The organism is Nocardia sp. NPDC059691 (assembly GCF_042733915.1).
Taxonomy (GTDB): domain Bacteria; phylum Actinomycetota; class Actinomycetes; order Mycobacteriales; family Mycobacteriaceae; genus Nocardia; species Nocardia sichangensis.
Genome location: NZ_JBHWFB010000021.1, coordinates 1 through 21,139, shown reverse-complemented (window position 1 = coordinate 21,139; position 21,139 = coordinate 1). Strand labels below are relative to the sequence as shown.

Below are 21,139 nucleotides of genomic sequence, written 5' to 3'. Positions count from 1 at the left end.
TGTCGGGCGGGGCCGCCTGCGCGGCCGGCGTCGCCGGGCTCGGTTCGATCGGTTCGCGCCGGGCGGTCAGCGCAGCTGCTGGATGCGGATCAGGTTGCCCGCGGGATCGCGGACGGCGCAGTCGCGCACCCCGTACGGCTGCTCGGTCGGCTCCTGGACGATCTCCGCGTCGTTGGCCGCCAGCCGTTCGAAAGCGCCATCCAGATCCTTGGTTGCCAGCAGGATGCCGCCATAGGTGCCCTTCGCCATCATCTCGGTGATGGTGCGGCGCTCGTCGTCGGTGATGCCGGGATCTGCGCCCGGCGGATGCAGGACGATGGATGTTTCCGGCTGGCCGGCGGGGCCGACGGTGAGCCAGCGCATCCCTTCGTACCCGACGTCGTTGCGGACCTCGAAGCCGAGGATGTCGCGGTAGAAGGCGAGGGCCGCGTCCGCGTCGTCGTGCGGCAGGAAGCTCGCGTGAATGGTGATGTCCATGGCAGTCAGGCTAATTGCGGCTCGGTAACCGGTGCTTCTCGATTCCTGATCGGTCTGGTCACCTGTTTCGACACGCACGAGGGGATCCCCGCCGTGGCGCGCGCCGCCTCGCGCCGGTAGACGCTCGGCGGCACACCGACCAACTCGGTGAAGCGGGTGCTGAAGGTGCCCAGCGACGAGCAGCCGACCGCGAAGCACACCTCGGTGACGCTGAGGTCGCCCCGCCGCAGCAGCGACATCGCTCGTTCGATGCGCCGCGTCATCAGATAGGAGTACGGCGACTCGCCGTAGGCGAGCCGGAACTGGCGGCTGAGGTGCCCGGCCGACATATGCGCGTCGCGCGCGAGCGCCTCCACGTCCAGCGGCTGCGCGTACTCGCGATCGATGCGGTCGCGAACGCGGCGCAGCCGCGCGAGGTCGTGCAGGTGCTGCGTGGCGGCGGGGCGGCTGGTCACTTACGCGATCGTGCCACATGGCGGTGACAAGCCGAGGTGCTACCAGAAGGTCGCCGAGAGCTCGTACTCGGCGAGCGCGGACCGCACCAGCTCGGTGAGCTGCTCGGTGTCCAGCAGGGCAGGCGGGTGGAACCCCATGACGCGCATCGTGATCTTCTCCGCGGCCTCGACCAGCGCGACGTACAGATTGCCGCCGCGTTCGGTCACGACGCTCCGCGCGTCGAGGCTCTGATTGACCAGGCCGAGCATCATCGCCGAGGCCGGGCGGCCGTCGATGCGCAGCATGTCGGGGTCGAGCTTGCCGAGGCTGGAGCACACCGTGGAGGTGGGGTCGGTGGCGGCTTGCCGCGCCAGCCGGGCATACCGTCCGCGCGGCAGCGCCACCGCGACCGGAACCAGCGGCGGGACGTCCTGTCCGCTGGCCGCGGCCGCGGTGAGTTTTTCCTTCATCACCGCGCGCAGCGGAGCGAGGTCGGCCGGTGCGCCGTCGCGCACGTCCACTTCGAAGGCGATGGAGGTCAGAGCGTTCGCCCGAAGATCGTCGGCGGTGCGGGTGCTGACCGGCATCATCATGCGCACCCGGCCCTCTTCGTCGGTGCGGCCGACCTCCGTCGCGATGGCGGTCATCATCGCCACCGCCAGGGTGGTGCCGGTTCCGCCTCGGGCCCGTGCCGCCGCATGCCACAGCTGCGCCGGGACCGTCGCGGTGACGGTCGGAAGCCGGAAGCCCGGCGCGTCGCCGGCGGGCCCGGTCCCGCCGCCGCGCCCGGTGACGGCCAACCGCAACGCCAAACCGGCGGCGGAGGGTAACGACCCGGCTCGCCGCGCGGCATCGCGGAGATCACCGGCGAGCAGGCGCATCCGGCCGAATTCATCTGTGCGGTAGGACAAGTCGAGTCGCTTGTCCGCGACGGCGTCCGTGACCGCCGTGCAGAACGCGTGGCCGTCGGCGAGCGTGTGGGAAACCAGCAGCGACACCACGCTTTCCCCGTTGTCGAGGTGGGTCGCCGCCAACCGCCACGCGGGCCCGCCGAAGGTACGCAACTCGGCATTTCCCTGTTCGGCGATCCAGGCCTCCAGATCGCCCGAGGGGATGGGCTCGTCGGCGACCTCGAGCGGGCTGAATTCGACTCGGGTGGTCCACCGGTCCCCGGCGGCGGGGATCATCGCGGGCGCGACCGCTCTGCCCAGCCTGCCGTGCCGCAACGCCTCGTGGAAATGCTCGAGCGCCGCCAGATCCACCGCACGGTCGTAGCGCCAGACCGCCTGTATCGCGAGGGTTCCCCCTAGCGCGGAGTGCCCACGGGCACTCACGCAATCGATATCGGTCAGGCGGTAGGTCACGCGAATCTCCCCTCGAGTACCGGACACCGGGGCGGGTCCGCACCGGCGTCGTCGCCGCCACAACTCGGCGCTACGACGATGAAGATCGTTCGAATGTCCGGTTTCGAGCTGTTCGGCCAACCAAGAGCATCCGGCCTGGCAACGCCGTGGTCAACCCTACTGGCGGGTTCGGTGATCACGGCACCCGGCGATGCGCCGCGCAAGCGGGTTCGGCCGCGGACGCCTTCGCTGTCCAGCGCGAACGGCTGAGCCGCCCGCTGTCCGGCCGACCTGCGGAAGGCGCCGGAGGGGGCGAGGCGGCCGAACCCGCGACGGCTCGAGCTGGACGTCTGACCACTTCAGCAACGGGTGGGGACTGTGGCCGGCTTCCGGTGCGGTCAGGCACCCGGAGTGTCGGCGGCGAAGATCTGTCGGGCATGTCGTGCGGAGTCGGTAGCCGACCACGGCGCCAGCGCCGTCGTGAACATCAACTCACACCACGACAGCGCGGGCACGGTCCCTCCGGCGAGGGTCGCGATCAGCGAGAGTTCGACATCGTGCCCCGCCCACGCGGCAAGCAGCCACGCCGTGTCGAGCCTGCCCAGGAACTCGTCGGTGCTGTCGGGTGGTCCAGGGCGGGCGTCGACCGCCAGGTGTACGACGGCGGCGACGGCGTGGCGTAGCCGGGCGTCGAGTTCGCCGCCATCGTGGACCAACAGCCCTTCCAGCGCGGTGCGCAACGTGGCGCCCGCATCGATGTGCCGGACGGTGTCGGTGGATGCGATGTCGCCGATCATCGGCGTGTCCTCCTCGGGCTCTGGCGAACCGGGGCCGACGCCACGTAAGGGCGTACGCCGAAACCGGAGCGGCGGTCTACGAGACCGGCCAGCGAAGCGGTGCTCCACTCGAGCCATCCGTAGGTGCTGCACCAGCCACGCGCCGGATTCTCTTTGGTGACGATGAATTCGAGGGCGAGGCCGGTGAGCACGGCGGTACGTTGCAGCGCCCTGATGTCGAGCTGCCGGTCGGTGACGATCAGGCGCAGCAGCGCATGGCCGAGACCGGCCTGCGTCTTCGCCTGGCCCGCGAGCCAGATGCCGCGCGCCGCGGCGGTTGTCGGGGCGGAGGCGGGCCGGCCTGCCACCATGTCGTCCGGCGGTGGTTCGAGGGGGCCGTACCACAGCGGCCTGCCTTCGGCGGCGCACACCGCAAACGTTCTTCGTTCGTCGTCGCCGCTGGCCGCCAGTGTGATGCGCGGCGTGGGATGAGCGTGTGCGGACAAGTCGGAATGCTCCTGTTCTAGTGATGACGGAGTTCGATCCGCCGGTGATCGGCTCGAAAATGAAATCGTCGATCGTTCCGGGGAATTTCTCGACCAAGATCTAATGCAATCCGCTCGGGTATGTCCATCTTCCCGACGCACCCTTTTGCGGATACATACCGCGCAGTGTCCGCCCTGGCGAGGATTTCTTCGGCGAGGGGTGATCCGGTCGGCGAGGAACGGAAGTCGCGGCGGTGCCGGTCGCCGGGAGGAATGAAAAGTACTGTAGGCCAACCTGTTACCGCAGTGCACTTGCGGTGTGTGATCTGTCTAACATGCCGGTCCAGTTGGTTTCATATCGTGATCGAATGCATTTAACATCGGTGCGCAGAAGATCTTCCCGGGGGTTGCTGCGGCAATGTAGCCCTGGCTTGTTCTTTTCAACGATCCGGACGCCGGAGGGGATTGCGGTCGCCGTCCTCGCCGGCATCACCTTTTCCTTCGATGTGTCCCGTCGTTCAACACAGTTGTCAGAGGAGTGGATCAGTGACGCACCGAGTATCGGGCAGAATCGACAGTGGCCGCCCCGAGCCGCCCAGCTTCGGAAGTATGCTGCGCCGGCTACGTGACGAACGCCGGGTGTCGCGGGAGAAACTCGCGTTCGCGGCCGGAGTGAGCGCGAGCTATGTCGCGCACCTGGAAAGCGGCGAGCGCGCCCGTCCCACCATGGTCGTCGTGGAGGCGTTGGTCGGTTATCTGAAACGGGTGAAAGCGCTGACCGATGCGGAGCGCCGCCACTTGTACGAGTTGGCCGGTCTCTCGATCAGCAGGTCGCCGTCGATAGCCGAGTTGTGCGCCGAGATCACCGACGACATGCGGCAGGCGCTCGTCGCGCAGGAGCCGGGCCTTGCGGGCTTCGTCGATACCCGATGGAATGTTCTCGCCTGTAACAGGCCGTTTGCGCGCGCGTTTCCCGGCCTGGTGGACGACATGAACATCCTGCGATGGTTTTTCGGCAACCCGCTGTCGCGCCGGGTGATCGTGGAATGGGAGCGGGAGGCCGGTCTGATGGTCCGCTGGCTGCGCGGCCTCATCGGACCGGCGGCGGAATCGGAATGGCCGGCGGATCTGCTCGCCGAACTCGCCGAGTACGCCGACTTTCGCCGGATGTGGGCAGAAGGAATAGCCGTTTACGGCAGAGAACGGCCCGCGATGCATTTCCGTGATAACGAGACCGGAACACAGCACGCGGTGCATGTTCAAGTCTTCCGTCTGGACTCGGGCAACTATCCGGGGTGGATTCAGTACTACCTGGGCACCTCGGTGCCGCAACGCGCTCCCAGCGCGCTGCTGGAGTTGCCGATCTGCGGCGCCGCGAACCCGTAGCGCGGCGTCCCGCGGACCACGAACTCGTTGCGGAGCAGGACCAGGGCCACGGTGGCATCCGCGGATGCAGGGCTTCGGGGACGGCTTCACCTCGTGCGATCGCGCGGCCCAGGAGGGCCGGCCATGGGGCCGGCGTCGGCAGATGGCGTTCGTGTCGGTCCCGGCCGTGCGGCGACCTCGTCCATGGTGAGTGCGGCGTATCCGGAATTCGAGGTGCGATCAATGCAACGTTCGGGACCGTGGTCACGATGAGTTGGCCGTGCAAGGGAATGCGATTGTGCGCCAAGCGCCTTCAACGGCGGGTTTCGGCGCCTACACCGTTGTCGACGTGGAGACCTCGGGTCTGCGGGCCGAAGAGCATCGGGTGCTTTCGGTGGCGGCATTGGTCCTGGACGCAGACGGCCAGGTCGTCCATGAATTCCATACGCTGGTCGATCCGGGCTGCGACCCGGGGCCGGTGCACATCCATGGCCTGACGACCGAGATCTTGCGCGGCTCACCGCGCTTCGAGCACGTGCGCGAACCTCTTTCGGCCCTGCTGGCGGGCCGGGTGATGGTCGCGCACAACGCGCACTTCGACTACCGATTCCTCGCCAGCGAATTCGGCAGGACCGGCGCCGATCTGCCGGTGGGGCGCCGATTGTGCACGCTTGCCCTCGCGCGGCGGGTCGCGCCGCCGACGCCGGATTGCAAGCTCGGCACGCTCGCGGCCTATTACGGGATTTCACGCTCGAGAGCGCACGACGCGTTGGACGACACCCGCGTCCTGGCCGGTGTGCTCAGAGCGCTGATCGCCGATGCGGCGCGGCTCGGCATCACGCCGCCTCTGCTGCGCTGCCCACCGAAGGAGAACTACCAGAGCGCGTGGGGTCTGCCGACCGAGCGGACGGGCCCGAAAACACCGTGTCCTTACACGTATCCGGGCCGGTTCGAGACCGGTGGCGCCCTCGTCCAGGGAATGAAAGTCGCCTTCACCGGCGATACCGCGACCGATCGGGACGTCCTGGTCGCCCGTGCCGAAGCGGCCGGACTAGAGGTGACCAGCGCGGTGAGCGGTCGCACCAGTGTGCTCGTCACCAACGCGCCGAATTCGACCAGCGGCAAGGCTCGCAAAGCCGTCGAGGTCGGCACCCCGATCGTCAGCGAGAACAGATTCCTGTTGTTGCTGGAGCGTGTCGAGCCGGGTGAGCGCAAGGACGATCAGGTGGCGCGGACTTCCTCGACACGTCGTCGACCGTCGCGTGTGCCGGTTGCACCCGGTGGCCCCTTGGCGGGACGCCGGGTGCTGGTGCTCGGTGGAACGCATGGCGGTGCCGCCGCAGTCCGGTCACGGATCGCCGAGCTCGGCGGCTCCGCGGCGGTGAACATGTCCGGGCGGGTAACCGACGTGCTCGCGCTGACCGGAGGGCACGCCGACCGGCGCTGCGTACGGGCCGCCGAACTAGGCATCCCGGTGCACGGCGCCGAATTGCTCTCGGCGCCGCAGCCTTCCGACGCGTCGTCGGCATCGCGTCGCGCGGGCGCCGAGCCTCTTGCGCTGATTCGTGGTCAGGTGATCGATCTACCGATCGACGACTTCGGCATCGATTGGACGATCCGGGCGTCGTGGGCCTACAGCGGCAGCGGGGCGGTTGACCTGGTCGCGTTCCTCGTCGACGGTGACGAGCAGGTGGCGGGCGACGACGACTTCGTCTTCTACAACCAGCCCGAGACGCGGGGCGTGCGTCTCATCGCCGAGGGGCCCGACGAGCAGTCCGTCGCGATACGGCTGGATCAGCTGCCGCGATATTGCCGCCGGATCGTGCTGGCCGCCGCGTTGGACGACGCGGAGGCCACCTTCGGTGATGTCGGCGCGATCGAGGTCGAGGCGATGCCGGGCGCGGAGGCAGGCGTTGTCGCGCGCGCGACGATGGACGCGGCCACCGAGGAACGGACGTTGGTGCTCGCCGAGGTCTACCTGCGTGGCGACGTCTGGCGGTTGCGTGCGGTGGGCCAGGGTTATCCGACGGATCTCGCGGTGCTGGCGCGCCGGTACGGGGTGGATGTGGCGGAGTGACGTCGCGGTGGCGGCGAGCATGCCGAAAACCGCTGTCGTCCGCTGTCATCCGGCTTCGCCACTGTCGCTGGATTTCCATCGGGTGGCGCGCTGTCGAACACTTGCGCAACTGATTGACGTACCCCGATGGGCGGGTTTCTAATGATGGATGGCGCAATTCGTGCGCCGGTCGACCGACGAAGCGAGGTGAGCGGCAGATGCCGGATGACAGTATCGACGTCTACAGCTGGGCCGCTCTCGCGAAACAGGTTGCGCCGGCGCGTCGTTGATCCGCGCGCGTGATCGCCCGCCGGGCAACGGCGCCCATCGGCCGACGCGGTACGGACCCTCAACCTTCGTCATCTCTCCGGCGCGTAAGAGCGGCGCGTCCGGGTTCGGCCGATACGTGGCCCCCGACCCGCGGCGCCGCCCGATCACGTCGCTGCTCGCCCCTGCGTGCGTCCTCGGTACCGGAGGAGCGCGCCAGCCCCGCACGATAGCAAGTATTGGAGCATCCACTATGGCCACATTGCCAGAGAAGGCCGAAACATCGCCTCGCACAACAGATCCGGAACGGCGGCAGCAGGCCGGATCCGCGGTGCGCTCCTTCCGCGGGCAGCGGTAGTCGATGACGACCTTTCTCGGTGCCGTGACCGCCGACCACTTCGATACCGAAGTGCTCCAGCAGCATTGGATTCCGCTCGCCGCCGACGACGCCGACACCGCGGCGGTGCTGCGGGAACGGCTCGGCATCGACTTCACGTCCGCACGCGATCAGGTCCTGGAGACCGACAGCTTTCGCTACTTTCCGGTGACGGCCGGATTCCAGCGTGGCGAGAACATCGAACAGGAGACGATCGTCTTCGCCCTTGGCGGTGAATTCCTCGTGACGCTGCAGCCGTCCGAGCATTTCGTCCCCTTCGACAAGGCGGTCGCGAAGATGCGGCGCGACCCGGCGCTCGCCGGCTCCGCGCACGGCGTGATGTACGCGCTGCTGTGGGCACTGAACGAGGCGTCGGAGCGGGTGCTACATCATGCGGGTGACGCCATGGAGGCGTTGCGCGACGAGATCGAGCGGACGATCACGGGCCGGGACCGGCGCGAGATCGAGCTCGCCGACCTGCGCGGCGTGATGTCGCGGATGAACGCGACCGAACGCATCGTCTCGCGCACTCAGGAGACCCAGCGGCAGCTGGCCCGCGCCGCGCGGCATCTGATGGCCGACACGTCGTCGGGGAAGGCGGAACTCGACGAGGCGATCGGCATCCTGCTCGCCGACATCGACGGGGTGGGGCAGTATGCGGGCTCGGCGTACGACAACGTCCGCTTCTTGCAGCAATCCGTGACGATCTGCCTGAACGTGCGGCAGAGCGAGATCGTCAAGGTGTTCACCGTCACCACCGCGGTCGTCCTGCCGCCCGTTCTGGTCGTCGGCTGCTACACCGCAGGTCTGCTCGACATCGCCGAATTGCCCTGGCAGCTGAGCCTTTTGCTCACCGTGCTGCTGGCTCTGGCGGCGGCGGTGATTCCATCGGCCTATCTCGAGAAGCGGGGCCTACTGCGCTGAGCCCTCGGGCGCGCGTGCTTTTCCGGCGATCATTACCTCGCGCGTAATCGACTCTGGGCGCGCGGCGCGGCAAGGTTGGAGACAGCCGATCGGAAGACCCGAACGGTTGCCGAAAAGCATTACCGCACAGGAGGATTCATTATGTCGCGCTACGAGGAAGCGGTCGATCGGTACTTCGCCGCGTGGAACGCCACCGACGAGGACGCCAGGGCCGCGGCGGTGGCGGCCGCGTGGGCCGAGGACGGCGCGTACACCGATCCGCTCGCGGAGGTGCGCGGGCACGCCCAGCTGGCGGCGGCCATCGGGGGCGTGCAGGCGCAGTTCCCCGGGTTCGAGTTCCGTCGCCTCGGCGCGGTCGACGGCCACCACGACATCGCCCGCTTCTCCTGGGAGCTGGTCTCCGCGACCGACGGCAGCGCCCCGGTCGCGGGTTCGGACGTGATCTCCCTCGGAGCCGACGACCGGATCACGAGTGTGCACGGTTTCCTCGACCGGGTGCCCACGGCGTAGCGCCCGGTGCCGGACCTGCGATCCGTATCCCGGCGACACGCCCGGCGCACCCGCGGCCCAGGTTGCGCCTGCGGCGAACACCGTGCGTCGTCCGCGGCGCGAGGGCATCCTGGACGCAGTAGTGCAATTCCGGCGAACAGGGTGGTGGTCGGCGTGGACAACGCCGCGATGGATGCCTACTCCCGCACGGTGATCGCGGTGGCGGCGTCGGTGACGCCGCACGTGGCCAGCGTGCGGACCAGGCGGGGGAGCGGATCGGCGGTGGTCTTCACCGACGACGGGTTCCTGTTGACGAACGCGCACGTCGTCGGCGCGGCCCGCGAGGGTGAGGTGGTCTTCGCCGATGGGGTGGAATCCCGCTTCCACGTCGTCGGGGTGGATCCCCTGTCGGATCTCGCGGTGTTGCGCGCACGCGGCGGCGCGCCGGACGCGGTGCCGCTCGGAGATGCCGACCAGTTGGTGGTCGGCCAGCTGGTGGTGGCGGTCGGAAGTCCGCTCGGCCTGGCGGGTTCGGTCACCGCGGGCGTGGTGAGCGCGCTCGGGCGCGCGGTTCCGGTGGCATCCCGCCGCGCCGGCCGGGTGATCGAGGACGTGATCCAGACCGACGCCGCGCTCAACCCCGGAAATTCCGGTGGCGCGCTGTCGGACTCGGCAGGCCGGGTGGTCGGCGTCAACACCGCGGTCGCGGGCATCGGGCTCGGCCTCGCCATCCCGATCAACGCGACGACGCGCCGGATCATCGGCACGCTGCACACCGAGGGGCGCGTCCGGCGCGCATACCTCGGCTTGGTCGGCGTGCCCGCGCCGCTGCCCGAGCCGGTCGCCGCGCGCACCGGGCAGGCCGCCGGGGTGCGCATCGTGGAGGTGGTCCGTGGCGGCCCCGCCGAGCTGGCCGGGCTGCGCCGCGGTGATCTGGTGCTGAGCGTGGCGCGGTCGGAAGTGTGTGACGCGCAGGGGATTCAGCGGCAGCTGTTCGCCGAGTCGATCGGCGTGCAACTGCCGGTCACCGTGCTGCGCAACGGGGCCATGGTCGACGTCATCGCGGTCCCGGTGGAACTGGTGGCTGACTGAGCGCTCTCCAGCCGGTCGCCGGGACCGGCTCGGCGGTGGTCACCGGGCGTCCGCACCCGCCCACACTACCGACTCACGAGGTGTCTTTCTGGGCGTCGATTGCCTGTTCGAGTCTGACGGACATGGCCGTGGCGACGAATCCGGGAATGGTAGGTGCGAAGAGCTTGAGGTAGGTATCGATCCATTCGTGGCGCGCGACGAGGAACGGATAGTCGGTAGGGGCCATGTGGCGTACCGCGAGGATGGGCAGTGGTGCGTCGAGCGCCGGGAACGCCGGATTGTGCAGTCCGGGGTAGGTGCAGCCCGGATAGAACTGCCCGATCATCAGACCTTTGTCGACGAATTTGGTTTTCTGTTGTCGTTGCACCGTGTCGATCGAGGCGTAGTCGGTGAGGTCGGGAAAGACCGCGAGAACGGCCTTGAACAGCGACTCGGGCGCCTCCTGCGGTGGCAGGGCCGGGAACAGGTCGTACAGATCGTCGGCGATCGCGGTGATGCGCCCGATATCGATGTCGTGACCATCGAAGTAGGCGGCCCACAAGTACCTGTGCGTGATGGCGTGGCTGGTGTAGGGACAGACAGGACCGGGCCGGCCGAGATCCGGGTGGGAATGGCACAGGTATTCGCGGGTCCACCGACGGAGTTCGGGGAACCGGGGGTGGTCGGCGAGGCCTGTTTCCGCGTCGGGAGCGAAGAGGTTGACCGGCTGGACGCCGGAGCGTGTCCCGACTATGGGGTCGGTGTTCATCATCGGCTGGTCCTTGCTGAGATCGGAGGCTCCGGTGAGGGGACGGGGGTGCGGCGGAAATGCTCGGTCAGGGTTGATCCGATGGCATGTAGCGCCTCGGGGTCGGTCATCCTTTCGTGCGGGACGGCGACACGGTGTTCGAAGATGCTGCCGGTGAGGTACTCCTGCCACGCGAGAGATGGAGAGGGGCCGTCGTCCGGGTGGCCGTTGGCGGCGCTGAAGTAGAGCAGATCACCGTCGAAGAGTGCCGGTCGATGATCTCGGGTGAGGTCGATGAGCCGGGTGTAGTCGCCATACAGAACCGCCAGATGCTCGGGCGTGAGGGCGGTGAAGAGACCGCCCTGCCGGTGCAGCAAGTCGGTCGCGGCCTCGACGGTGAAGTCGGCCGGAATCCGGGAACCGGCCACGCCGCCGAACTCGGTGAGCAGGTCCCTGAGGGTGGGTAGGGGAGCTTGCGCGCTGCCCGCGTCGACTACGCGCGTGTCCATCATCGCCAGGGTGGCGACGGGTTCGCCCTCGCGGCGCAGTCGCACGGCGATCGCGTGCGCGATGGTGCCGCCCAATGAGTAGCCGAGCAAGTGATAGGGGCCGTGCGGCTGGACCGACCGGATCTCCCGCACATAGCGGGCGGCGAGTTGGTCGAGCGTGTCGAACCGCGCGGTGGGGTCGGTCAGCGCCGGGGATTGCAGCCCGTGAACGGGCCGCTCCGCACCGAGGTGCTGCACGAGTCCACTGAAGCCCCAAGCCAAACCGACGGCCGGGTGGACGCAGAACAGTGGCGGCTCCGCACCGGTCGCGCGCAGGGGGAGCAGGACGGCGAGCGCGTCGTGGGGGTCGGGTTCCTCGAAGCCGCTCAGCCGGGCCTCGATGCGGCGGGCCAGCGATTGCGGTGTCGGGTCGCTGAAGATCCACTGAATCGGCACGGGCACCCCGGTGGACTCCTCCAACCGCGCCACCAGTTGGGTCGCGGCGAGCGAGTTGCCGCCGAGGGCGAAGAAGCCGTCGTCGCAACCGGCACGCTCGAGCTGGAGCGTTCGCGCGAACGCCTCGCAGACGGCGGTCTCCAGAGGTGTGGACGGCGCGCGGAACGGGGGCCGGTCCGGCGCGGGCAGAGCTTTGTAGTCGAATTTGCCGGTGCTGGTGAGCGGGATCCGGTCGAGGACGACGATGGCGGTGGGGATCATGTGGGTGGGCAGGCGGGTTGCGAGGTAGGTGGTCATGGCGACGGTGTCGGGTGTGGTGTGCGGCGTCGGTACGACGTAGCCGGTGAGTTGGCCGGTGCCGTCGGGGTGGGTGTGCACGGTGACCGCGGCGTAGGCGATGTCGGGGTAGCTGCTCAGCGCGGATTCGACCTCGCCGGGTTCGACGCGGTTGCCCTGGACCTTCAACTGCAGGTCGCTGCGGCCCTTGTATTGCAGTCTTCGGTCGGTGGTCCACGCCACCAGGTCGCCCGTGCGATACATTCGCGTCCCGGGCCGCCCGTACGGGGCGGGGACGAATCGGCTCGCGGTGGTCGCGGGTTGCTTGTGGTAGCCGCGGGCGAGGCCCGGCCCGGACAGATAGAGTTCGCCGACCACTCCGAACGGAACGGGGCGGAGATTGCGATCGAGTACGACGGCGGTGAATCCGCGGATCGGGCCGCCGATGGCGATCGGGCCGTCGACGGTGGTGGACAGCGGAGTGCCTGCGCAGCTCACGACCGTGGTCTCGGTGGCCCCGTAGCTGATGAGCACCGTGCGGCCCGGCGTCCATCGCGCCGCCAGCTCCGGCGGACACGGCTCACCGCCGATGACCAGGGTTTCGAGTCCGTCGGGATTCATCGCGGCGAGCATCGTCGGGGTGAGCGCGGCATGGGTGACGTGTTCCGCCCGGACCAGCTCGGACAGTCCGGCGCCGACCGGTGTGGGGGCGAGGATCAGCGTGGCTCCGCCGCAGACGGCGCTGATCCATTCGAGGATCGAGACGTCGAAGCTCGGCGAGGCGACAGCCAGTATCCGAGAGGACGGAGTGATGCCGAACCGTTCCCGCGTGTCCGCGGCCAGGTTCGCTATCCCGGTATGTGTGACCACGACGCCCTTCGGGGTTCCGGTGGAGCCGGAGGTGTAGACCAGGTAGGCCGGGTGCTGTGGCCGTAGTGGGGCTGTTCGGTCGGCATCGCCGATCGCCGCGGAGGACACTTCTGCCGACGTCGCCGCGAAGGAGGGGCTGTCGACGGTCAGCCATTTGATGTTGTCCGGCAACTGATTTCGGTAGGGCTCGCGAGTAAGCCCGACCATGGCACCGGAATCCGTGAGGATGGTCGTGCTGCGTTCGCGCGGATGGCTGGGTTCCACCTGGACGAACGCGCCGCCGGTCTTCGCGACCGCCCACACGGCGATCATGGCGTCGATGGAGCGAGGTAGCGCTATGGCTACGAACGATTCCGGTCCTATCCCGGTGTCGATCAACACCCGCGCCCACTGGTTCGAGGTTTCGTCGAGTTCGCGGTAGGACAGTCGTACGCCGTCGCAGACCACCGCTTCGGTCTCCGGTTCCATCGCGGCGGTCAGCACCTGCGGCAGCACCGACATCACCGCGCCGCGCGGGCCACGCACGGGGACCAGCGCGGCCTGCTCGGCCTGCGACAGCAGCTGTAGCCGGGTGAGCGGCAGGTCGATGTGGTCCGCGACGGTGTCGAGCACGCGCAGCACACGGTCGGCGATGGCGTCGATCTGCTGCCGGGTCAGCAGGTCGGGCAAGTATTTGAAGGTCAGGTGCAATCTGTTGTCCTGGTGCACGATCAGGCCGAGCGGGTAGTGCGCGGCATCGCGTCCGTGCACGCCCAGGACACGCATTCCCGCGATGTCGGTGTCTTCGGACAACCCGGTCGAGTCGATCGGGTAGGACTCGAAGGCCGTCACGGTGTCGAACATCGCGCCAGGACCGGCGATCTGCTGGATCTGGGCCAGGCCCAGGTGGTGATGGTCGAGCAGCGCGGCTTGTTCGGTCCGGATTCGCCGCACCAGTTGGGCGAGGGTTTCGCGGTGGTCCAGCCGGACCCGCACCGGCACCGTGTTGATGAACAGCCCGATCATCGATTCGATGCCGGCGATCTGGGGCGGGCGCCCGGAGACGGTGGTGCCGAACACCACGTCCTCGCGGCCGGTCGCGTTGGCCAGCACGATTCCCCAGGCGGCCTGAACGAGGGTGTTGAGCGTGACCTCCTGTCGGTGGGCTGTGGCGACCAGTGCCGAGGTGCGGTCTTCGCCGAGCTGAACTTGTACCTCGCGCGTGGCGGTGGTGTGCCTGCGGCCGCGGTCCGCGATCGCCAGCAGCGTCGGCTCCGACACGCCGTCGAGTGCCCGCGTCCACGCGGTTTCCGCCGCGTTCCGGTCTTGGGCGTGCAGCCACGTCAGGTAGTCACGGAAGGGACGGCCCGGAGCGGGCGCCGTGGCGTCGTCGTCGCAGGCGTAGAGGGTCAGCAGCTCCCGGATGAGCAGTGGCGTGGACCAGCCGTCGACGAGGATGTGATGCATGCTCCACACCAGCCGGTATCGCTCGGGGGCAATGCGCACCAACGTCATTCGCAGCAGCGGCGCCGCGGCCACGTCGAAGCTGGCGCGCCGGTCGGCGGCCATGAGCTGATCCAGCGCGGCGGCGGAATCGTCGTGCTCGGCCAGGTCGATGAGGGTGAACGGCACGTCGACGTGCTTGTGCACCACTTGGACCGCTTCACCCGCGCCGTCGCGCACGAACGCGGTCCGCAGGTTGGGGTGCCGTCCGACGAGCGCCTGCGCGGCGCGGCGCAGCCGCTCGGCGTCGACGTGCCCGCCGAGTTCCATGCAGAGTTGCACGATGTAGGCGTCGAGGGCGCCGTCCGCGAGCTGAGCGTGGAACAGCAACCCGGTCTGCAGCGGCGTGAGCGGCCAGATGTCGTCCAGGGCCGGGTGCAGGCGCTCCAGCCGGTCGATCGTGTCCTGGCTCAGATCGAGGAGGTCGAGGTCTGAGGGGGTGAGCCCGCCGGCGCCGGGCCGGGACGCGTAGTCGGCCAGCGCGGTCACCGCGTCGCGCCACAGTTCCGCGAGGCCGGTGACCTCGTCGGAGGTCAACAGACCGGTCGGATAGTCCCAGGCGGCGGTGAGAGCCGGCCCTTCCGGGGTGTCGGTGACGACCGCGTTGACTCCCAGCACGGATGCGGCGGCCGCGTCGGGGTTCTGGACTCCGCCGCCTCCGGCGGGCATCCACCCGGCCTCGCGCAACGCGGCGGGAATGGTGTCGTATCGGCCCATATAGTTGAAGCTCACCTGCGGTGCGGGCAGCGCACGCAGGATGCGGGCGGTATCGGCGTCGAGGTATCGCAGCTGGCCGTATCCGATCCCGTGATCGGGGACCTGCCGCAAACGTTCCTTCACTGATTTGACGACAGCCCCGGCGGCGGGTCCGGCGGCGAACGCGTCGTCTATGTCGATGCCGGACAAGTCGAGTCGCACCGGATAGGTGGTGGTGAACCATCCGACGGTGCGCGAGAGGTCGGCGTGCGGGAGCACCGTGTCGTGGCGGCCGTGGCTTTCGAGGGTGAGCAGCGTTTCCGGCGCGGTGTCGCCGTGCTCGCGCCGCCATCGGGTCAGCGCCAGAGCGAGCCCCGCGATCAGCGCGTCGTCCACGTTGCCGCGGAAGGCCTCCGGCAGCGTGGTGAGCACCGCGCGGGTCGCCGCGATGGGCAGCTTCACCTCGACGGTCGCGACGGTGGCCTGCACGTCCACCGCGGGATCGATGGGGCGTGCGCCGATCGGCGGGTCCGCGACGTCGAGTGTTGTGCGCCACCACTCGAGTTCGTCCCGGCGCGCGGCGGCGGTGTTCAGGGCATGCGCCCAGCGTCGCATCGAGGTACCGACAGGCGCGAGCCGCGGCGGTTGCCCCGCGCTGATCTGCGCCCACGCGATTGCGAGGTCGGGAACCAGAATGCGCCACGAAACGCCGTCGACGACCAGGTGATGCGCGACGATCAGCAGCCGTCCCGGCTGTCGCGCCCACTCGAACCAGACCAGTTGCAGCACGACGCCTGCCGCGGGGTCGAGGCGCTCGGCCGCGGCGTTCGCCTCGGCGTCGGCGATCGCGGCGAAGTCGCTGCTGTCCGGCGCCGCGGTTACCGGCACGCGCCGGATCAGCCCCGCGGCGGGTGCGGCGGTCGGCGATACGTGCAGCGCCCAGCCGGACGCGTGCGCGGGGTCCGGGCGTAGCCGGGCTCGCAGCATGTCGTGGCGTTCGAGCACCGCTTGGACAGTGGCGCCGATTCCGGCGCTGTCGATACCGGCAGGCAGCGTGAGCATCGCCCACTGGCTGAAACGGTCGAAGCCACCGCGTTCGAACATCCAGCACATGATCGGCGTCAGCAGTATCTGTCCCACGCCTCCGCCGGGCAGTTCGGCGGGCAGGGCGGTGGCCTCGGTGCTGTCGCGCACGGCGACCCGGGCCAGTTCGGCGACCGTTCCGTGCTCGAACACGTCGCGCGCGGAGAACAGCAGATCCGCCGCCTTGGCGCGCGCGACCAGCTGAATCGCCATGATGCTGTCGCCGCCCATGGCGAAGAACGAATCGTCCGCCCCGACCTCGTCGAGTCCGAGCACCTCCGCGAACAGTCCGGCCAGCGTCGTCTCGACCCCGGTGGCCGGTGCCCGAGATCCGGCACGGGGGGTGAAGTCCGGCTCGGGCAGAGCGGTGCGGTCCAGCTTGCCATTCGCCGTCCTCGGCAGCGCGTCGATCACCACGACGGTCGCGGGCACCATGTGCGAGGCCAACCGCTCCGCGGCGAACTCGCGAACCGCGTCCGTGTCGAGCTCGGCCCCGGACTCGGGGACCACGTACCCGATCAACCGGTCGCCGGTGACCGCGCCTCGGCGCACGGCTGCCACCGCGTGCGCCACACCCGAGTACGCGAGCAGCGCCGATTCGACCTCGCCGAGTTCGATGCGGAAACCACGGATCTTCACCTGAGAATCCGTCCGGCCCATGTAGTCGAGCGTCAGATGTCCGGTCGGCGACCGCAGCCACCGCACCAGGTCACCGGTCCGGTACATGCGCTGCCCCGGCCTCGCGAACGGATTCGCGACGAACCGAGACGCGGTCGTGCCCACCCGGTTGCGGTAGCCGCGCGCCAAAGCGGGACCCGCCAGATACAACTCGCCGACGACTCCGACCGGTACCGGCCGCAACCAGGTGTCGAGCACGATCTCCTGCACCCCGCGGATCGGGCTGCCGGTCGTCACGGCCTCACCCGCCACCAGCGGGCGCCCGGCGTCGGTCTGGATCGTCGCCTCGGCAGGACCGTAGGTGTTGAACAATCTGCGGCCCGGCGCCCACCGCGACACCAACTCCGGTGGGGGTTCCTCGCCGCCGATCACGACCGTCCCGAGGCCTCCGAGCCCGGCCGGATCGACCGTCGCCAAGGCCGTCGGCGTCAGCGCCGCGTGCGAAACCCGCTCCCGCGCCAAGATTTGCGCCAGCTCGTCCCCGCCGTAGACAGTCGGCGGCGCGATCACCAGTTGCCCGCCCGTCGCGAACGCCCAGAGGTATTCGAGTACCGCCGCGTCGAAACTCGGAGACGCGGCGTGCAGCACCCGCGTGCCCGGCCCGACACCCAAACGCGTACATTGATCGTCCACCAGATTCGCCAGCCCCTTGTGCGACACCACCACGCCTTTCGGCTCTCCCGTCGACCCGGACGTGTAGATCACGTACGCCGCGTGGTCGGGCCGCACCGGCCGTGCTCGCTCCTCGTCGCTCACCGGCGCTGCCGGGAATCCCGCCAGCTGCGCTTCGACCGCCGGTTCGTCGAGCGCCAGCCATCGCACCGATCCGGGGAAACGATCCCGCCATCGCGACAGCGTGATCCCCACCGCCACACCCGAATCGGTGAGCATGAACGCGATGCGGCCGGCCGGATACTCGGGATCCATCGGCGCGAACGCCGCCCCGGACTTCGCCACGGCCCAGACCGCCAGCACCGACTCGAACGACCGCGGCAATCCGACCGCGACGCTCGTCTCCGGGCCCGCTCCCAGGCCGATCAGCATGCGTGCCAGGCGATTCGACTCCGCGTCCAGTTCGCCGTAAGTCCACCGGCGATCGCCGCACACCGCCGCGACCGCACCCGGATCGTTCGCCACCGCCGCGGCCAGCAGATCCGGCAAGACCTGCGCCGACACCGTCGGACGACCCGACACGGGCGCCAACTCGCGGTATTCCGCGGAGGACAGCAGATCCAGCCGGGACAGCGGTAGATCCGGGTCGGTGGCGACCGCGCCCAGCACGCGCAGAACTCGACGCAGCGTCGCGTCCATCATGTCGTGGTCGAAGAGATCGGGCAGGTACTTGATGTCGAGACGCAATCGCGTGTCGACCTGGGCGACAACGCCGATCGGATAGTGCGCCGCGTCGGTGCCGCTCACATCGAGCAGCCGCATGCCCGCGATGTCGGTGTCCGCGGTGAGCCCGCCACGATCGACCGGATAGGACTCGAACACCGTCATCGTGTCGAACACCGCTCCCGGGCCGGCCACCCGTTCGATGTCGGTCAGGCCCACGTAGTGGTGGTCGAGCAGCGCGGCTTGTTCGGCCTGGATCCGGTCGAGCAGCTGCCCCAAACTCTCGGTGCGGTCGAGCCGGACACGCACCGGCAGCGTGTTGACGAACAGCCCGATCATCGATTCGACGTCCGAAAGTTGCGGAGGCCGTCCGGAGACGGTGGTGCCGAAGGTGACATCCGTCCGGGATGTCAAGGCGCCCAACACAATCGCCCAGGCCGTCTGGACCACGGTGTTGAGGGTGACTCCGCGTGCCCGCGCCAGGTTCGTCAAGTCGGCGGTCTGTTCCTCGGTCAATTCGCCGAGGACATCTCGTGATTCGGTGTAGCGGCGGCGGGGGTCGGACGGAGCCATCAGAGTCGGCTCGTCGGCGCCGTCGAACGCACGGGCCCAGGCGTCGAGCGAAGCGGTCGGGTCCTGCCGCGCCAGCCACGCCAAGAAGTCCCGATAGGGCCGGACACGAGGGAGCATCGCGTCGTCGCAGTCGGTGGCGTAGAGCACCAGCAACTCCCTCAGGAGCAGCGGCATCGACCAGCCGTCCAGCAACAGGTGATGGTTGGTCAGCACCAGCCGGAAGCGCTCCGGCCCGATGGTGACCAGCATCCAGCGCAGCAGTGGGGCGCGCGACGGGTCGAACCGGGTCGCGCGGTCCTCGGCCATCAGCCGAGTCCACTCTCGATCCCGTTCCCCGTCGTCCAGCCCGGACAGGTCCAGCTCCGTCCATGGCGCCTGGACGTCTTCGTCGACCACCTGCACCGGCCCGGTGTCGGTGACGAACGCCGCGCGCAGATTCGCATGCCGGTTCAGCAGCGCCTGCCCGGCTCGGCGCAGCCGCTGCGCATCGACTCGCCCACCCAGTTCGAGGACCAGCTGGACCACATAGGCGTCCACCGATTCCTCGGCGAACACCGCATGGAACAGCAATCCCTCCTGCAACGGAGTCAACGGCCAAACATCGCTCAGCGCCGGATATCCGGTCTCGAGCCGTTCGATATCGGACTGGGTGAGATCGACGAGGTCCAGATCCGACGGCGTCCGTCCGCCGGTCCCGGCGCGGCGGCTGTATGCCGCCAACGCGGTCAGTACCCGGCGCCACGACTCCGCCACCTCGTGCACCTGGTCGGCGGTGAGCACCCCGTCCGGATACGACCACCTCGCCCGCAGCCGCCGCCGGTCGCCGTCGTCCAGGACGAGGGCGTTGATGTCGAGCACCGCCGACATCGGCAGGTCCGGATCGAGCGCACCGGTGAACTCTGCGCCCGAGAGGTCCCCGCCGTCGTCCACCGGTAGCCATCCGGCCGACGGCGCTCCTCCGGGCACCTTCGTGGCGACGCGGCCGAGGTAGTTGAATCCGATCTGCGGTGTCGGCATGCTCTCGAGTTCCGGTCCGGTATCGGTGTTGAGATACCGCAGCAAGCCGTAGCCGATCCCGTGGTCCGGGACCTTGCGCAACTGTTCCTTCACCGACTTGACCGCTGCCCCCAGCGCGGGCCCGCCCGCGGTCGCGTCGTCGACATCGATGCCGGACAGGTCGAGGCGCATCGGGAAACTCGTGGTGAACCAGCCGACCGTCCGCGCCAGATCCGCGCCGGGGACCGCGCGCTCCTCGCGGCCGTGCCCTTCCAAACCGATCACGACGTCCGCGAGATCGCCGGAGGCGACCGTGTCGCGCTCGCGCCGCCACTTCGTCACCGCCACCGCCAGCGCGGCCAGCAGCCCGTCGCTCACCTCGCCGTGGAATGCCGCGGGCACGGTGGTCAACAACGCCTCGGTCACCTCGGGGGGAACATTGATCTCGACCGTGCGGGCAGTGGCGGCGACATCGATCGCGGGGTCGAGGGGGCGGGATCCGATCACCGGATCGTCTCCGGCGGCCATCGCTTTCCAGAATCCGAATTCGGCGCGCCGCTCGGCGCTTCCGGCCGATTCGACCAGCCCGTGGGCCCACCTGCGCATGGACGTCCCGACCGGGGCCAGCTCAGGTGGTTCGCCGGACTCGATCCGCGCCCACGCGATCGCGAGATCCGGCACCAGCACCCGCCAGGACACTCCGTCGACGGCCGTATGGTGCGCCACCACCAGCGCCCGGCCCGGCTCCGTCGTGGCTACCGGGTCGAACCAGACCACCTGCAGCACGACCCCGGCGCCCGGATCGAGCCGGTCCGCGGCGGCGTCCAACTCCGCCGCCACAGAAGCACGGAACTCGGCGCTTCCCGGGGCTTCCGGCATCGCCACCCGACGGATGACGTCCTCGGCTCGAATCGCCCCGGCGGGCAAGGCTTCCCACGCCCAACTTCCGTCGTCGGTCGGGCGCAGCCGCGCGCGCAGCATGTCGTGCCGATCGAGTACCGCCTGCACCGTGCCCACCAGCTGCTGCCGGTCGATCCCCGGCGGCAGTCCGAGCAACACCGCCTGCGAGAAGCGGCCGAACCCCGACCCGGCCCGCTCGAGCAGCCACCGGACGATCGGCGTGACCGGCACCGGCCCCACGCCTCCGCCGGGCAGTTCGGCCGCGAGCGCGGTCGCCGCGGTGCCGCCGCGGACGGCGACCTCGGCCAGCCCGGCGACCGTCTTGCGGTCGAACACGTCGCGCGGGGTGAACACCACACCCGCCGCCCTGGCTCGATTGACCAACTGGATCGACATGATGCTGTCGCCGCCGAGGGTGAAGAAGGAGTCGTCGAGTCCGATGGTGTTGGTGTGGAGTATGTCGGTGAATGCTTGGGTGATGGTGTGTTCGAGGG

At 69.2% G+C, this 21,139-nt stretch carries 12 protein-coding genes; 5 read left to right on the top strand and 7 right to left on the bottom strand.

The genetic code is table 11. The annotated features are described in order from the left end of the window. Positions 1 to 66 precede the first annotated feature (66 nt). From ACFV2O_RS33910 to ACFV2O_RS33890, 5 genes are all read right to left on the bottom strand, one after another. Positions 67 to 477, bottom strand: a complete 411-nt coding sequence (locus ACFV2O_RS33910; protein WP_355078459.1) for a VOC family protein — start codon at positions 475 to 477, stop codon at positions 67 to 69. A gap of 5 nt (positions 478 to 482) precedes the next feature. Beyond that, on the bottom strand, positions 483 to 932 hold the full coding sequence (locus ACFV2O_RS33905) for a helix-turn-helix transcriptional regulator (RefSeq protein WP_355078458.1): 450 nt from the start codon (positions 930 to 932) through the stop codon (positions 483 to 485). 39 nt (positions 933 to 971) lie between these two features. Then, positions 972 to 2,276, bottom strand: coding sequence for a hypothetical protein (locus ACFV2O_RS33900; RefSeq protein WP_379255715.1), 1,305 nt, complete (start codon positions 2,274 to 2,276; stop codon positions 972 to 974). 377 nt (positions 2,277 to 2,653) lie between these two features. Further along, a complete protein-coding gene (locus ACFV2O_RS33895; protein WP_379255714.1) occupies positions 2,654 to 3,052 on the bottom strand; it encodes a hypothetical protein in 399 nt (132 codons plus the stop codon). Then, entirely contained in the window at positions 3,049 to 3,537 is a 489-nt protein-coding gene (locus ACFV2O_RS33890) for a hypothetical protein (protein ID WP_364436561.1), read from the bottom strand. Before ACFV2O_RS33890 ends, ACFV2O_RS33895 begins: the two co-directional genes overlap by 4 nt. Before the next feature lie 588 nt (positions 3,538 to 4,125). Here ACFV2O_RS33890 and ACFV2O_RS33885 point away from each other — a divergent pair. The 5 genes from ACFV2O_RS33885 to ACFV2O_RS33865 all read left to right on the top strand — a co-directional run bounded on the left by ACFV2O_RS33885 (position 4,126) and on the right by ACFV2O_RS33865 (position 10,085). After that, positions 4,126 to 4,902: a helix-turn-helix transcriptional regulator gene (locus tag ACFV2O_RS33885; RefSeq protein WP_379255713.1), complete on the top strand. Its 777-nt coding sequence runs from the start codon at positions 4,126 to 4,128 to the stop codon at positions 4,900 to 4,902. A gap of 277 nt (positions 4,903 to 5,179) precedes the next feature. Next, positions 5,180 to 6,958, top strand: coding sequence for a TerD family protein (locus ACFV2O_RS33880; protein WP_379255711.1), 1,779 nt, complete (start codon positions 5,180 to 5,182; stop codon positions 6,956 to 6,958). Between the two features lie 607 nt (positions 6,959 to 7,565). Beyond that, a complete protein-coding gene (locus ACFV2O_RS33875; protein WP_379255709.1) occupies positions 7,566 to 8,504 on the top strand; it encodes a CorA family divalent cation transporter in 939 nt (312 codons plus the stop codon). 141 nt (positions 8,505 to 8,645) lie between these two features. Further along, the gene (locus ACFV2O_RS33870) at positions 8,646 to 9,014 is read left to right on the top strand and encodes a nuclear transport factor 2 family protein (protein ID WP_356968530.1); all 369 of its coding nucleotides are present in this window, start codon (positions 8,646 to 8,648) and stop codon (positions 9,012 to 9,014) included. Between the two features lie 168 nt (positions 9,015 to 9,182). Next, on the top strand, positions 9,183 to 10,085 hold the full coding sequence (locus tag ACFV2O_RS33865; protein ID WP_379255823.1) for a S1C family serine protease: 903 nt from the start codon (positions 9,183 to 9,185) through the stop codon (positions 10,083 to 10,085). A gap of 73 nt (positions 10,086 to 10,158) precedes the next feature. On the opposite strand, the gene ACFV2O_RS33860 is transcribed toward ACFV2O_RS33865, so the two are convergent. Both ACFV2O_RS33860 and ACFV2O_RS33855 read right to left on the bottom strand, forming a co-directional pair. Further along, a complete protein-coding gene (locus tag ACFV2O_RS33860) occupies positions 10,159 to 10,836 on the bottom strand; it encodes a DUF6875 domain-containing protein (RefSeq protein ID WP_379255708.1) in 678 nt (225 codons plus the stop codon). Next, positions 10,833 to 21,125, bottom strand: a complete 10,293-nt coding sequence (locus ACFV2O_RS33855) for an amino acid adenylation domain-containing protein (RefSeq protein ID WP_379255822.1) — start codon at positions 21,123 to 21,125, stop codon at positions 10,833 to 10,835. The genes ACFV2O_RS33860 and ACFV2O_RS33855 overlap by 4 nt, the downstream gene beginning before the upstream one ends. Positions 21,126 to 21,139: the final 14 nt, after the last annotated feature.